Source organism: Yoonia sp., from assembly GCF_014859355.1.
Classification (GTDB): domain Bacteria; phylum Pseudomonadota; class Alphaproteobacteria; order Rhodobacterales; family Rhodobacteraceae; genus Yoonia.
In genome coordinates this window covers 31295-46213 of record NZ_JACUUJ010000015.1, presented here as the reverse complement: position 1 = coordinate 46213, position 14919 = coordinate 31295, and the positions used below count along the sequence as shown (strand labels likewise).

Annotated in this window: 12 protein-coding genes; 6 read left to right on the top strand and 6 right to left on the bottom strand. The window is 57.0% G+C overall.

The window, feature by feature from the left end; translation table 11 throughout:
* Positions 1-122: 122 nt before the first annotated feature.
* The 6 genes from IBX59_RS07440 to hflX all read left to right on the top strand — a co-directional run bounded on the left by IBX59_RS07440 (position 123) and on the right by hflX (position 8263).
* Positions 123-2345 (top strand): PAS domain-containing sensor histidine kinase, encoded by a 2223-nt coding sequence (locus IBX59_RS07440; protein ID WP_296374020.1) that lies wholly within the window; start codon positions 123-125, stop codon positions 2343-2345.
* 8 nt (positions 2346-2353) lie between these two features.
* Positions 2354-3757, top strand: coding sequence for a sigma-54 dependent transcriptional regulator (locus IBX59_RS07435; RefSeq protein ID WP_296374017.1), 1404 nt, complete (start codon positions 2354-2356; stop codon positions 3755-3757).
* Positions 3754-5130: a Trk system potassium transporter TrkA gene (gene trkA / locus IBX59_RS07430; protein WP_296374015.1), complete on the top strand. Its 1377-nt coding sequence runs from the start codon at positions 3754-3756 to the stop codon at positions 5128-5130. Before IBX59_RS07435 ends, trkA begins: the two co-directional genes overlap by 4 nt.
* Positions 5130-6650, top strand: coding sequence for a TrkH family potassium uptake protein (locus tag IBX59_RS07425; RefSeq protein WP_296374013.1), 1521 nt, complete (start codon positions 5130-5132; stop codon positions 6648-6650). Before trkA ends, IBX59_RS07425 begins: the two co-directional genes overlap by 1 nt.
* Positions 6651-6752: 102 nt before the next feature.
* Positions 6753-6986, top strand: a complete 234-nt coding sequence (gene hfq / locus IBX59_RS07420; RefSeq protein WP_296374011.1) for an RNA chaperone Hfq — start codon at positions 6753-6755, stop codon at positions 6984-6986.
* Positions 6987-6988: 2 nt separating this feature from the next.
* Positions 6989-8263 carry a GTPase HflX gene (gene hflX, locus IBX59_RS07415; RefSeq protein WP_296374008.1) on the top strand — a complete coding sequence of 425 codons (1275 nt, stop codon included), beginning with the start codon at positions 6989-6991 and terminating at the stop codon, positions 8261-8263.
* A 98-nt stretch (positions 8264-8361) separates the two neighbouring features.
* Here hflX and IBX59_RS07410 read toward each other — a convergent pair whose 3' ends face one another.
* From IBX59_RS07410 to IBX59_RS07385, 6 genes are read right to left on the bottom strand one after another with little or no spacing between them, the layout of a single operon-like run.
* Positions 8362-10824, bottom strand: a complete 2463-nt coding sequence (locus IBX59_RS07410; protein WP_296374006.1) for a penicillin acylase family protein — start codon at positions 10822-10824, stop codon at positions 8362-8364.
* Between the two features lie 54 nt (positions 10825-10878).
* On the bottom strand, positions 10879-12180 hold the full coding sequence (locus IBX59_RS07405; protein WP_296374004.1) for a branched-chain amino acid ABC transporter permease: 1302 nt from the start codon (positions 12178-12180) through the stop codon (positions 10879-10881).
* Positions 12177-13187: a branched-chain amino acid ABC transporter permease gene (locus IBX59_RS07400; protein WP_296374002.1), complete on the bottom strand. Its 1011-nt coding sequence runs from the start codon at positions 13185-13187 to the stop codon at positions 12177-12179. Before IBX59_RS07400 ends, IBX59_RS07405 begins: the two co-directional genes overlap by 4 nt.
* 49 nt (positions 13188-13236) lie before the next feature.
* Positions 13237-13950, bottom strand: a complete 714-nt coding sequence (locus IBX59_RS07395) for an ABC transporter ATP-binding protein (RefSeq protein ID WP_296374000.1) — start codon at positions 13948-13950, stop codon at positions 13237-13239.
* Entirely contained in the window at positions 13947-14108 is a 162-nt protein-coding gene (locus tag IBX59_RS07390) for a hypothetical protein (protein WP_296373998.1), read from the bottom strand. Before IBX59_RS07390 ends, IBX59_RS07395 begins: the two co-directional genes overlap by 4 nt.
* Complete coding sequence (locus IBX59_RS07385) at positions 14105-14887, bottom strand: ABC transporter ATP-binding protein (protein ID WP_296373996.1); 783 nt, start codon at positions 14885-14887, stop codon at positions 14105-14107. Before IBX59_RS07385 ends, IBX59_RS07390 begins: the two co-directional genes overlap by 4 nt.
* Positions 14888-14919 lie beyond the last annotated feature (32 nt).

Below are 14919 nucleotides of genomic sequence, written 5' to 3'. Positions count from 1 at the left end.
CAACAGAACCGTGGCCCCGCTGCTTCAGCAGTGGCAGGATCACAGGAAAATGCGATGCCGTGGGGGTGACCCCACCCCAAAACAGGTCATAGCGCGTGCGGCGGACCCTCAAGGGATTGAATTTGACGCGGTTCAGCCGTTGGCAGCGCCAGCGGCACGTGCGCAATGCTGTCACGGTGTTTCTGGTCATCCTCGGGCCGGTTCTGGCCGCAGCAACTTATGTGATCGTCGGGCCGCTGGGGCAGGGTGCGTCTTCGCCGCGGTTGCGGCTGGTCCTGCTGCTGGACCTTGTTTATGTGCTGATCGTCGCAGCCTTGGTCATGGGGCAGGTGGCGCGCATGATTGCCGCCCGAAGGGCCAAATCCGCTGGATCGCGGCTACACTTGCGGCTGACCGGCGTCTTTGCGCTGTCGGCGCTGATCCCGACGGTTCTTGTGGCCGTGTTTTCGGTGCTTTTGATTTCAGTGGCGCTGGATGGTCTGTTTTCAGAGCCAGTCGGCAATGTCTTGCGCACATCGCTGACCACCGCGCAGGCCTATGAGGAAGAGCATCGCCAAGAGCTGACGCGCGATGGCCGGGCTTTGGCCGCGTATCTGAACAGTGAACGCCAGCAGAACCTGTTCATGGACGACGGCGAGATCAGGCGCGCCTTGGGCGACGTGCAAGCCCAGATCGAGCGCGGGTTGAGCGAAGCCTTTGTGCTGGATGGTCAGGGCAACATTGCCGCGCGCGGGGCCCGATCGTATGAATTTGCCTATGAACGCCCCGCGCCCGCGGCGTTCGGTGCTGCCGATGATACGGGGCTCGTGATCATCGAAGATCTGGAAAATAACGAATTTCGCGCGTTGATCCCGCTGAATGCCTTTCGCGACCGCTATCTTTACGTCACGCGGCAGGTTGACGGCAATGTCTTGTCTTTGCTGGATGATACGACCGAAACAGTCGCGCAATACGAAGAGCTGGCCACCGAACGCGGGCAAATCCTGTTCCAGTTTGGTTTGCTTTACCTTGGCTTTGCGATGGTCCTTATTCTGGTTGCGATCTGGATGGGCCTTTGGTTTGCCGAACGGTTGTCGCGTCCTGTCGGGCGGCTTGTGTCGGCGTCACAGCGGGTCGGGTCCGGTGATCTGGACGTGCGCGTGATCGAGGATGAGGGTGACGACGAAATTTCGCAGCTGGGTCTTTATTTCAACCAGATGACAAGCCGCCTGAAAGGGCAACGTGACGAATTGCTGGAAACGAACCGCCTGACCGAACGCCGGCGGCGGTTATTTGACAGCGTGCTGAGTTCGGTCACATCCGGTGTTGTGGGGCTGGATGAAGACGGCCGGATCACCTTTGTCAACCCGTCGGCGCGGCGTCTGTTGTCGGTGGGATATGAAACAGCCGACTCTGCGCTGGCTGTTGCCATTCCTGAATTTGCCGCATTGTTCGATCGGGTGCGCAGCGCCCATAGCGACAGCGTTCAGGATCAGATCAACATGATCCGTCAAGGCAAGCAAGAAAGCCTGCTGGTGCGCATGTCCCCCCGGCGCAACGCCGATGGGGCGCTGGAAGGTTACGTTGTGGCCTTTGACGATGTGACCGATCTGGTCAGTGCGCAACGCATGGCCGCTTGGGGCGACGTGGCCCGCCGCATTGCGCATGAAATCAAGAATCCGCTGACCCCCATCCAACTGTCTGCCGAACGTATCAAACGAAAATTCAGCGCGCAGGTTGGTGAAGACGCTGATAAGCTGGATCAGATGACAGGTGTTATTATAAGGCAAACCAATGACTTGCGGCGCATTGTTGATGAGTTTTCAAAATTTGCACGCATGCCCGAACCTGAATTGAAAACCAGCGATCTGACGGTGCTGGTGCGTGATGCAGTGGCATTGCAACAAGTCGGCCAGCCTGATGTGCTGATCCACGCCGACGTGCCGTTACAGCCTGTTCTTGCGGAACTGGATGCCACGATGATTACGCAGGCGCTGACCAACCTGATCAAGAACGCCGGCGAGGCAACGGAAACCTATCGCGACACGCACAGTTTGTCGGGCTATCAGCCGCAAATTCTGGTGCGGATGACAGCCTCTGACAACGATGTGACGATCACCATACAGGACAACGGCGTTGGCCTGCCCGAAGACCGTGCCCGCCTGTTCGAACCTTATGTGACAACGCGCGTCAAGGGGACCGGGCTGGGATTGCCGATCGTGAAAAAGATCATCGAGGAACATGCCGGGACGCTGACGCTGACCGACGCCGACATATTTGAAGGGCAGGACCACGCGGGTGCCTGCGCAATCATTAAACTGCCTGTGTTGCCGGTATGCGCACAGGACACAAAAATTCCAGCATGAGGGCACAGATGGGCGATATTCTGATCACCGATGACGAACGCGATATCCGGGAACTGATTTCCGACATCTTGCAGGACGAAGGTTACACCACGCGACTGGCCGGCACATCAGACGACTGCATGGCCGAAATTGCGGCGAAGCCGCCCGCGCTGATGATCCTCGATATCTGGCTCAAAGACAGCAACATGGACGGGATCGACATTCTGAAATCGGTCAAGCGGGACCATCCCGATATTCCCATCGTGATCATCTCGGGCCATGGCAATATCGAAATCGCGGTCGCGGCGATCAAGCAGGGGGCTTATGATTTCATCGAAAAGCCTTTTAACATTGACCAGTTGCTTGTCGTGATCAGGCGCGCAATGGAAACATCGCGGTTGCGGCGGGAAAATATCGAACTAAGGCGTGGCGATGCGCTCAGCGCCGATATGCTGGGCGAAAGTGCCGCGTTCAAGGTTTTGAAGTCCAATCTGGACAAGGTGACAAAATCAAACGGGCGGGTCATGCTGACAGGGCCAGCAGGTGCAGGCAAGGAAACTGCTGCGCGCTATATCCATGCCAATTCCAGCCGGTCCGCTGCGCCCTTTGTCACTGTGAACTCGGCCTCGATCGCCCCCGAGCGGATGGAAGAAGTGTTATTCGGCCGCGAAGACGGCACGCGCGGGATCGAGCCGGGATTGCTGGAGGAAGCCAACGGCGGCGTCATTTACTTTGATGAAGTGGCTGACATGCCGATCGGGACGCAATCCAAAATCCTGCGGGTTCTGGTTGAACAACGGTTCCAGCGCGTGGGCGGCACCGATAAGGTGCAGGTGGATCTGCGCGTGATTTCCAGCACCAACCGCGACTTGTCTGTCGCGATTGGTGCTGGGACATTCCGCGAAGAACTTTACCACCGGTTGAACGTGGTGCCGATCGCTGTGCCGTCGCTTGAGGAACGCCGCGAAGACATTCCATTGCTGGCGGAACATTTTATATCCGCCTTTAACAAGTTGCAGGGCTTGCCGCTGCGCGATCTTGCAGACGACGCGCGCGCCTTGTTGCAGACAATGCTGTGGCCCGGCAATGTGCGGCAGTTGAAAAACGTCATGGAACGTGTTCTTATTCTTGGTGAAAATACCGGTGCAATCACGGCAAAGGAAATGCCCGCGTCGCAAGACGGTGACGGTGAGGAAGGGCGTATTATTCTGGCCGGGGGGCTGGCGACGCTGCCGCTGCGAGAGGCGCGCGAACTGTTTGAGCGCGAATACCTGTTGACGCAGATCAACCGCTTTGGCGGAAACATCAGCCGCACCGCGTCGTTTGTCGGGATGGAACGGTCCGCCTTGCATCGCAAGCTGAAATCGCTTGGTGTTGTTACATCAAGCAAGGCTGGTGGCCGTATCGCATATGTGGAAGAAGATGCATCATGAAGGTGATTATCTGCGGCGCGGGCCAGGTTGGCTGGCAGATTGCGCGCCACCTTTCGGGCGAAAAAAACGATGTGACGGTGGTGGACAATAACCCCGAACTGGTGCGCCGGGCGACGGATACGCTGGATGTTCAAGGCATATCGGGGTTTGCCAGTTACCCTGATGTGCTGGAACGTGCGGGCGCGCGCGACGCTGACATGATCATTGCCGCCACCCATTCAGACGAGGTGAACATGGTGACCTGTCAGGTTGCCCATTCGGTCTTTGGCATCCGTCGCAAAATTGCGCGACTGCGCGCACAAAGCTATCTTGATGCAATTTATTCCGGCCTTTACCGCCGCGACCATCTGCCCATTGACGTCGTGATTTCCCCCGAAAAAGAAGTGGCCGAAGCCGCGTTGCAACGGCTTTCAGCCCCTGCGGCATTTGACACGGAAAGCTTTTTTCAAGGGCGGTCACAGCTTTTGGGCATCACGATTGACGATGATTGCCCGGTAATCAACACCCCGCTGCGCCAATTGACAGACCTGTTTTCCACCCTGCGCGCTATTGTCGTGGGGATTCGCCGCGATGGCGTGCTTTTTGCACCTGCGCCGGGGGATCAGATTTTCACGGGCGATTCCTGTTATGTTTTCACCGACACGCAGGACATGGCCCGCACGTTGGAAATTTTCGGTAAAACCCAATCGAAACAGGAACGTATCATTATTATCGGCGGTGGCAACGTAGGGCTTGCGGTGGCGCGCGCGCTGGAAGAACGCACAGACCGCGTGCGCGTCAAGGTGATCGAAAAGAACCGGGCGTTTGCCGAACGTGCGGCAGATGCGTTGGACCGGACGATCGTTCTACACGGGGACGGGTTGGAAAGCGCGCTGCTGGCCGAGGCGCAGGTCGGGTCAGCGGATGCTGTGCTGGCCGTCACCGACGATGACAAAACCAACCTGTTGGTGTCGGTCAGGGCCAAGGAAATGGGCTGCAAAATGGCGATCAGCCTGATCAATGATCCGTCATTGGTGCCGCTGATGGAACCGCTGAACATTGACGCCTACATCAACCCGAGGGCGACGACTGTCAGTTCGATTCTGCGCCATATCCGGCACGGAAGGGTGCGCGGCGTTTATTCAATCGGCGATGCCGAAGCGGAAATCATTGAGGCGCAGGTTTTGGGCACATCGCCCATTGCAGGCGAGCTGATCAAGAACGTGGCCTTTCCCGAAGGCGCGTTGATCGGTGGGGTGATGAAGGGCGACAAGATGGTGCGCCCCATGGGTGACACACGCATTGAAGAGGGCGATGTCATCGCCATCTTTGCAATGGCTGAGGACGTGCCAGAGGTCGAACGGCTTTTGCAGGTCTCGATCGACTTTTTCTGATGACCTGGATCCAGCGGCTGCCATTTTTTGTGGTTTTGATGGGCCTTGGCGCCTTGGCGATGTTGGTGCCGGCAATGCACGGCGCTATGATGCAAGACTTTAACACCATGCGGGTGTTCTTTTATGGTTTCGTTCTGTTTTCAATCCTGACGCTGGTCATTGGTCTGGCGACAGTGGGTTATAAACCGGCCAGCGTCGCCCGCAGTCAGCTTGTCGGGCTTTTGTCAGCATTCGCCTTGCTGCCCGTGATGCTTGCGGTCCCTTTCTACGAAGCTGTGGGGAACACGCCATTTTTAAATGCATGGTTTGAAATGGTATCCAGTTTTACCACGACAGGGGCCACCGTTTATGACAACCCCGGTCGTTTGAGCCCGTCACTGCACCTGTGGCGGGCGTTGGTTGGCTGGCTGGGCGGACTGCTGGTATGGATCACCGCAGTTTCAATCTTTGCCCCCATGAACCTTGGCGGTTTCGAGGTGCGTGCCATCGGCACCGCCGGAAAAGGGCCAGCACCGTCTTTTACACAGATTTCCGAAATAGCCGATCCTTCGGTCAGACTGGTGCGCTTTACCTTGGTGCTGACGCCCATTTACATCGGATTGACGTTGATGCTGTGGGTCGGGCTCGTGATTGCGGGCGAATTTCCCTACATTGCGCTTTGCCATGCGATGTCAACGCTTTCGACATCGGGCATATCACCGATTGGCGGGCTCTATTACGCCGCCTCGCGGTTTTGGGGCGAACTGTTGGTGTTCTGCTTTTTCGTTTTTGCCCTGTCGCGCCTGACCTTCAGCCGCAATATGAATCGCGATGTTAATCAGGGCCTGCTGCGTGATCCAGAAATTCGGACTGCGGTGGTCCTGATCAGTGTGGTGACAGGGCTTTTGTTTTTACGACATTTTGTCGGCGCGACCGGATCAGAGGCAACTGGCAGCGGCGGAGACGGTTGGCGCGCGTTTTGGGGCATATTGTTTACGGTCACGTCATTTCTGACAACGACAGGATTTGAATCGCACTATTGGGGCGGCGCGCAAGGCTGGTCGGGACTTGATACACCGGGGTTGCTACTGATTGGCATGGCGCTGATCGGTGGCGGGGTTGCCACAACGGCTGGCGGGGTCAAATTGCTGCGCATTTACGCGCTTTACCGGCACGGGGAACGCGAACAAGACGTTCTTTTACATCCGTCCTCGGTGGGGGGCGGCGGGCCGGATGCGCGGCGCATCCGCACGCAGGGCGCGCGTATTTCGTGGGTTTTCTTCATGCTTTTCGTGCTAAGCGTTTCTGCGGTGATGCTGCTTTTGTCGCTGACGGGCGTCCAGTTTGAGGTGGCAATGGTGCTTGCTGTGTCGGCCTTGTCCACCACAGGGCCGCTGGCGGCCGTCGCCGCCGAGGCGCCGATTTCCTACGCGGGAATTCCAGACGCCGCCAAGATCATCCTGGCCGCCGCAATGATTTTGGGGCGCTTGGAAACACTGGCGATCATCGTGCTTTTCAATCCAGAAATCTGGCGGCGCTAGAGGCAATCTTTTGGGCTGGAAACTTTTCAGTGGCCAAGACATACTACAACCTGAACGAAGGGGGCCGCGATGCGGCCGTAATAAAAATAAAAGGGGTTCACTATGGCTGCCGACAGGGCCAATCTTCAGGATGCTTTTTTAAATCACGTCCGCAAGACGAAAGTGCCGGTCACAATCTTTCTTGTGAATGGTGTCAAATTACAGGGCGTCATCACGTGGTTTGACAGTTTTTGTGTGCTCTTGCGCCGTGACGGGCAATCGCAGTTGGTCTACAAAAGCGCGATTTCCACGATCATGCCTGCACAACCCATCAGCCTTTATGAAGGTGAAGAATAACTTTGTTAGAACATGACAGGCGCGTCACCCGCGCTTGGGTGCTTCACCCTGACCTGAAATCTGACTTTGACCGCCGTGCCGCTGGCCCAGCATTAGAGGAAGCCGTAGCGCTGGCTGCCGCTTTACCTGATCTTGATGTTCTTGGGGCCGATAGCGTCAGGCTACCCAAAATTCATCCCGGAATGTTGTTTGGCAAAGGTAAAATTCAGGAACTAAAAGAAAAATTCACCCAAGCCGAGGTGGAACTGGTTCTGATCGACGGACCAGTGACGCCTGTGCAGCAACGTAACCTGGAAAAGGCGTGGGACGTCAAACTGCTTGATCGCACGGGCCTGATACTTGAAATTTTCAGTGACCGCGCCCGCACGTCCGAAGGTGTGTTGCAGGTCGAAATGGCCGCCTTGTCCTATCAGCGCACGCGACTGGTGCGGGCATGGACGCACCTTGAACGCCAGCGCGGCGGATTGGGGTTTGTGGGCGGACCGGGTGAAACCCAGATCGAGGCAGACCGCCGTGCCATCGACGACCAGTTGAACCGCCTGCGTCGTCAGCTGGCTAAGGTTGTGAAAACACGCGAATTGCATCGCGCATCTCGGGCCAAGGTGCCGTTTCCCGTTGTTGCGCTTGTCGGCTATACCAACGCGGGAAAATCGACCCTGTTCAACCGTCTGACAGGGGCCGATGTCTTTGCAAAAGACATGTTGTTCGCCACACTCGATCCAACCATGCGCAAGATTGTCCTGCCCGCCGGGGACGAGATCATCATGTCCGACACGGTGGGTTTTATCAGTAATCTCCCAACCGAACTGGTCGCCGCCTTTCGCGCCACACTGGAAGAAGTGCTTGACGCCGATCTGATTGTGCATGTCCGCGACATCAGCCACCCCCAGTCCGAAGAACAAGCCGCCGACGTGATGACGATCTTGCACAGTCTTGGGGTCACAGATGATGCGCCCCTGATCGAAGTCTGGAACAAGATCGATCTGCTGGATGCCGACACACGCGATGCGATCTTGACCCAGGCGGCGCGCAACGCCAATATTTTCGCCGTTTCGGCGATAACGGGTGAAGGCCTGAACGAGTTGCTGTCAACCATACCGGACAAGCTAAGCGATCCAAAGACCGAAGAAACGCTGACCCTTGGGTTTTCGGACGGGCGCAAGCGCGCATGGCTTTTTGATGCCGGTATCGTCACTGACGAAACCCAGACAGAAACCGGTTATCGGATCACGGTTCTGTGGACGGCCTTGCAAAAAGCGCGGTTCGGTCTGTTTTAGTGCGTATCGGCTTTATCTGTCATCACGATTCGCAGTGTCTTTATGCCGGGTTCGCGCGATTTCAGGTGTGCCATGCCCCAAGTTGAAGGCACGACGCCTTAGTCATCTGGAACCAGTTGTGTCACCCCGACAGCCGCCGCGCGCGCCAGGTCGGCATCCAGCGACATGGGGATATATTCGCCGCGGCGCCACAGTGTGCTCAGGTTGTCGTAATAGCGCGATAATGGATGCCCCGACTGTCCTGTTGCCGTGACGAATACCGAACTGTCAGGATCCGCGAAATCATAAACGCCCCTATATCCTGCAGCGTGAACATTCCGAAACGGGGCAGGGCCGGTGCCAATGGTCTTGCCGCGTTGCAGCGTATGATCGCCGCCGCTGGTGGATTGGCGAATGTTGACCAACCAGTTCAAAATCGGTGTGCTGCCCAGCACGGGGTGGTCATGCATCGCCTTATGGGCATCACCCCAACGTACTGCCTCGATCGCAGTGCCGTGGTTTTCGGTGATCCAGACCAAAGCATCATCCAGCGATTGCCGGGCAATATCGGTGCAGGTTTCCTGTGCGGCGGACTGAATCACATTGCACCAGATCGCGGCACCGTCGATGTCACGCAGGACGCGTTCCAGAAAAACCGGGTCAGGGTGGGTATATTCGGCTGCCAAAGGCCCTAATTCGTCCCGGATCAGGCGGCGCTGAAATTCGCGGACCCACGCGGCATATATCATTGGTTCTGGCAAATGTTCGTTCATCTCGCCGTTCCAGGCAGACAGAAGATCAAGCGCGATCTGCCGGCGGCGTTCGGGCGTGCCGTCGGGGGCGGCTTCACCTGTGTACCACAGATCGGCCCCCATCAGCGTTAACAGGCTACGCGCGGTAAAGCTGACGGGATCAAGTTGCGCTTCGATAAAGCTGTCGCGGGTGTGAACGCCGCGGGCCTGCATCAACCGCTGCCAGCGGTTGATCCGTTGGGTGTCGCCCCAGCGATGCGCGATATGATAGGGGAAGTCGCGATCAACGGTCTTGTTGTTGGTATTGCCGATGATCCCGCCATCAGGGTTCAGAAATTCCGGATTTTCCGCATAGGCAAAGCGCCCCTTCCAGCGGTTTTGCGGCAAATAGCCAAAGGCCGGCATCCGCCCCTGTGTCTGGTGGGCGGCGTCACGCGCGGGCAATGCCCCCATGGTTTTCAGCGCAATGCGGTTGCGATCAGCGAGTATCAGGTTTTGTGCTGGCGCGATCAGACCTTCACCAGCGGCTATCGCAGCCTCGGCTGTGCGGGCATACATGATGGCGACAGCCGCCGACATGGATGTGTCGCGATCAGAAAGTGCGGTCCAGGCGATCGCGGCGACATGACCCGGTGGCGTGATCGTGCTCAGATCGAACTGTGACCGCGGCATCACCGGTCCGTTTTCAGTCCAACGCAGGCGCAGGGTGATTGCAGGGGCATCCTTGATGGTGACAATGCTGTCGCGTTTGCGAAAGGGCACCCAACCGTCAAGCCCGCGGTATTCATCCGGGTTTTCGGGGTTCACTTCTTCGATCAGGATATCCTGATCATCGACATAGGCGCTGGTCAGCCCCCAGCCCAGATCGGTACTGCGCCCGCTCAGGATTACCGGCATCCCTGGAATTGTCGCGCCAATCACGCCACCCGACTGTAATTCCAGCCGCGCCAGATACCAGACAGTTGGCGCTGTCAGGCCAAGATGCGGATCATTCGCCAAAAGAGTGGAGCCGGTGGCGGACCGGCTTGCGTTGGCCGCCCATGCGTTTGATGCTCCGGCCAATTCGCGGGGTTTCAACGGCGACAAAGGGTCAAAGGCCATGCGCGTATTTGGCGCGAAAGCCGGGACATCGGGCATCAGGCTGGCATAGTCGGGCAAGGCAGCAACCCCGGTGGTGGGGTCATCGGGCAAAATGTCGCGCAACCTGTCATTATCAATGATCAGTGACGTGCGGGCGCGCAGCACCTCGTCTTCCAGTTGCGACGTCAGTTGCAATGCCATCAGTTTCAGAATCGCCAACGAATCAGCAGGCTGCCATGGGGCAATGGCATGGTTGAACAGCCACATTTCCGGTGCGCCACGTCCCAAGGCACCTTCATTGATCTGCGCCAGCCATGCGTTCACACCCGCAGCATAGGCCGTCAACGCCGCAGTGGTACGCGCATCCTGCACAGCCACCGACGCCGCCGCGAGATTGTAAATATCAAACCGGCGCAGCACTTCGTCAATGCCGACAGTGCGCTTGCCAAAAAGCTCTGACAGGCGCCCTTGGGCGGTGCGGCGCAGCATGGTCATCTGCCACAGACGATCCTGCGCATGGGCATAGCCAAGCGCGAAATACACATCGTTATCTGTCGCACCAAAGATATGCGGCACATTGGCATTGTCGCGCACGACCTCGACGGGGGCGCTGATTTTGGCAACGGCCACGCGGGCGTTATAGTCGGGCAAGGATCGCGATGCGAAATAATACACCAGTGCAATACCGGCGACCATCAGCACGATCAGGCCCGCAGCCAAACGGACCAGCCAGCGAAAGATGCGTATCATCAGATCCTCGTGTTTGCCTGACCTGCTTGTAACAAGGCAGGCGGCAAGAACAAGTCAGCGTTCAGGGATCAGGCCTTTTGGGCTGAACCGAAGCACGAACAACAACACCAGACCCATCGTCAGCAGGCGCATATGCGCGGCAGAAGCGATCATCGCGTCTTTTGTGGCGCTGCCGTCCTCAAGCCCAGAGGCCAGAATATTCATCAAGCCCAGACCCAGCGGTTCAACCTGAACCCATAGCCACCAGATAAGAAACCCGCCCAGCACAGCGCCAAAATTATTGCCCGATCCCCCCACAATCACCATCACCCAGACAAGAAAGGTAAAGCGAAGTGGCTGATAGGTGCCGGGCGTTAATTGCCCGTCGAGCGTTGTCATCATCGCGCCTGCAATGCCGCAAATGGCGGACCCGAGGATAAAAATCTGCAAATGCCGTGCTGTCACGTCTTTGCCCATTGCCTCGGCGGCGACTTCGTTGTCGCGGATTGCGCGCATCATCCGGCCCCACGGGCTTTTGAGCGCCATCTGCGCCATCCACAACAGGATCAGCAACACGATGGTGAACAGGATTGCATAGCCTATTTTTGTATAAAGCGTCGATGCTGTCACAGGGTCCAGCCCGATGCTGGCGGCGCGTTCGACGAAACCGGGGTCGCGTTGCAGATCAACTTCGTAAGGCACAGGGCGGGGCAGGCCGATCACGTTTTTCACGCCACGCGCCAGCCAGTCTTCGTTTTTCAAAACGGCAATAATGATCTCGGCGATCCCCAGCGTGGCAATGGCAAGGTAATCCGACCGCAGACCCAGCGCTGTTTTGCCGATGATCCATGCGGCACCGGCGGCCAGTAAGCCGCCCACGGGCCAACTAAGCAAAATAGGCAGACCAAGCCCGCCGATGTTACCCGACACCGCCGGGTTCACGGCCTCGATCGCCTGCACGCCGCCATCAAATACGGCACGAAACAGAAAAAAGCCGCCAATCATAATTGCCAGCGTGCCGATAATCTTGTTGCGCCCGCGCAACCGTTTTTGTGCCATGACAGCCGCCACGATGGTGGCTGCACCCAACAGCAACCCGCCCACAACACGCAAACCGCCGACGGCCCAAGCCTCGGTCACGGGGGGCATGGCCACCAAGACCGTCGCAAGCCCGCCAAGGGCAACAAAGCCCATGACCCCAATATTGAACAAACCTGCAAACCCCCATTGCAGGTTGACCCCCAGTGCCATCACAGCCGAAACCAGCCCCATATTCAGGATCAACAGTGCCGAGTTCCAGCCCTGCACAATGCCGGTGCCAAGGATCAGCACGCCAACAAGGGCAAACAGAAGGGAATTTTTGACGAGAGGGTTCATACGGATTGCCCCTTGAACAGGCCGGTCGGTTTGAACAGCAAAACAACGATCAATATCGCAAAACTGACCGCAAATTTATAATCGGTTGACATAAGCTGCACCAATCCATCCGGCGCAAGGCTGTCAGGCAGCAGATAGGTCAGCACTTTTTTCCATGCGTAGGTGATTGTTACTTCGGAAAATGCAATGACGAACCCCCCCGCAATCGCCCCCAAGGGGTTGCCAAGCCCGCCCACGATCGATGCGGCAAAGATCGGCAGCAGCAGTTGGAAATAGGTGAACGCCTTGAACGATTTATCCAGCCCGTAAAGCACACCTGCCGTCGTTGCCAATGCGGCGACAATCATCCATGTCACCTTGACCACCCAGTCAGGATTGATGCCCGACAACAGCGCCAGATCTTCGTTGTCGGAAAAGGCGCGCATTGATTTGCCGGTGCGGGTCTTGTTAAGAAACCAGAACAAGATCGCCACAACAACAAAGGCGACAACAACGGTAATGGCCTGCGTGGTCTTGATGGCAAGGCCTTCGTCCAGCCCGGTCATGTTTCTGAAATCGCGCGCCGTGATGATAAACCGTTCCCCGTCGGCAAAGCGGATGTCATCAACCCCGATCACGAAACGCACGATCCCGTTCATGACAAACATCACGCCCATCGACACGATGACAAGGATCACCGGCGCGGCCTTCTGATCGCGATAGAACTTATAGACCAGCCAGTCTATCAACAGCACAAGCAGGACAGTTGCGCCGATCCCAAAGGGCAGCGCAAGCAGTGCGGTTGGCAAGGGGCCGAATGTAATCCCCAACCCCAACAGAACATTGGTGCCGATGATGGTCAACGCAGTGCCAAAGGCCATGGTGTCGCCGTGGGCAAAGTTTGAAAACCGCAAGATGCCATAGATCAGCGTGACCCCCAGCGCGCCCAGCGCCAACTGAGCGCCATAGGCCAGCCCAGGCACGAAAACGAAATTGGCAAATGCGACAAGGGCGTTCAAGACATCCATTGATCGGCCCCCGGGAAAGATGTGTTCATATTGTGATCCATTGTCTTGGTCATCCGCCCAGAAAGCTTTGCCGGACCTCGGGGTCGGCCAGCAATTCCTTGCCTGTGCCTGTATGGGCATTGCGGCCCTGTACAAGAACATACGCTTTATCTGCAATTTCAAGTGCTTGCCGGGCGTTTTGTTCCACCATCAAGATCGGGATTCCGGTGCGCGCGACCTCGATGATGCGGTCAAACAATTCATCCATCACGATCGGACTGACCCCGGCGGTTGGCTCATCCAGCATCAGCACCTTTGGCTTTGTCATCAGCGCGCGCCCCACCGCGACCTGTTGGCGTTGCCCGCCCGATAATTCGCCCGCCGCCTGATTGCGCTTTTCCTTAAGGACGGGAAACAGGTCATAGACTTGGGTCATCGTATCGCGGAAATCATCGTGGCGGATAAATGCCCCCATTTCGAGGTTTTCTTCCACCGTCATCGACGTGAAAATATTGCGCACCTGCGGCACGAACCCCATGCCTTTGACGACGCGCTGTTGTGGGGTCAGGTGTGTGATGTCTTCACCGTCCAGCCGCACCGACCCTTTGTTGACGTTCAACATTCCGAACAGCGCCTTCATCGCTGTCGATTTGCCCGCCCCATTGGGGCCGACGATAACAGCTATTTCGCCCTTTTCAGCGGCGATGGTGCAACCGTGCAGGATATCAGGGCCTTTTCCATAACCACCGGTCATGGAATCACCAATCAGAAATGGCGCGCTCACGGGGTTACATACTCTTCTAGAAAGGGGGCATAGTCCAAAAGCGTGCTGCGCATCATGGCCCGTTCGGACGCATCAGCATGGTTTTCATAGATATAATAAAGCGTCGCGCCTGCGCCCAGAACCATGCCTAACAGCACGGTAAGAATGAACCTGATCATGCCGTCACCTTGTCCTTGTTTTTCAATCCGGTGCCAAGATAGGCCTCGATCACCTGTTCGTTGGCCTTGATTTCATCCAATGTGCCTTCGGCAAGAACGTGCCCTTCGGCCATGCAAATGACCGGATCACACAAGCGGCCGATAAAATCCATATCGTGTTCGATCACGACGAAGGTATAGTTGCGTTCCTTGTTCAGGCGGATGATGGCATCGCCGATCGTGTTCAGCAACGTGCGGTTCACGCCTGCGCCGACCTCGTCCAGAAAAACAACCTTGGCGTCAACCATCATGGTCCGCCCCAGTTCCAACAGCTTTTTCTGCCCGCCGGACAGGTTGCCCGCCTTTTCCTCTTTCAGGTGATCAATCGTCAGAAATTCAATCACCTCGTCCGCCTTGGCCATTAACGCACGTTCTTCATCGGCAATTCGTTTGCGGCCAAACCATGTATTCCACAGCGTTTCACCTGACTGGTTTGCCGGAACCATCATCAAATTTTCCCGCACGGTCATGGATGAAAATTCATGCGCAATCTGAAAGGTGCGCAACAAGCCCTTGTGAAACAAAGCATGCGGCGGCAGGCCGGTGATGTCTTCACCCTGCATCAGAACGCGCCCGGACGTTGGTTTAAGAACGCCCGCAATCACATTGAAAAGCGTTGTTTTTCCGGCACCGTTCGGACCGATCAAGCCGGTGATAGTGCCCGTTTCAATCTTGAGCGATGCCCCGTCGACAGCGCGAAAACCACCAAAGGTTTTCACAAGGTTTTCGACAACGATCATATCCATCCCTTCGCGCGCAATGGCTTGCGTCT

Bases quoted from the DNA above. Each gene is read 5' to 3' on its own strand.
- IBX59_RS07435 (WP_296374017.1), top strand. From the start codon at position 2,354: ATGGGCGATATTCTGATCACCGATGACGAACGCGATATCCGGGAACTG.
- trkA (WP_296374015.1), top strand. From the start codon at position 3,754: ATGAAGGTGATTATCTGCGGCGCGGGCCAGGTTGGCTGGCAGATTGCG.
- IBX59_RS07425 (WP_296374013.1), top strand. From the start codon at position 5,130: ATGACCTGGATCCAGCGGCTGCCATTTTTTGTGGTTTTGATGGGCCTT.
- hfq (WP_296374011.1), top strand. From the start codon at position 6,753: ATGGCTGCCGACAGGGCCAATCTTCAGGATGCTTTTTTAAATCACGTC.
- IBX59_RS07410 (WP_296374006.1), bottom strand. From the start codon at position 10,824: ATGATACGCATCTTTCGCTGGCTGGTCCGTTTGGCTGCGGGCCTGATC.
- IBX59_RS07405 (WP_296374004.1), bottom strand. From the start codon at position 12,180: ATGAACCCTCTCGTCAAAAATTCCCTTCTGTTTGCCCTTGTTGGCGTG.
- IBX59_RS07400 (WP_296374002.1), bottom strand. From the start codon at position 13,187: ATGGATGTCTTGAACGCCCTTGTCGCATTTGCCAATTTCGTTTTCGTG.
- IBX59_RS07390 (WP_296373998.1), bottom strand. From the start codon at position 14,108: ATGATCAGGTTCATTCTTACCGTGCTGTTAGGCATGGTTCTGGGCGCA.
- IBX59_RS07385 (WP_296373996.1), bottom strand. From the start codon at position 14,887: ATGATCGTTGTCGAAAACCTTGTGAAAACCTTTGGTGGTTTTCGCGCT.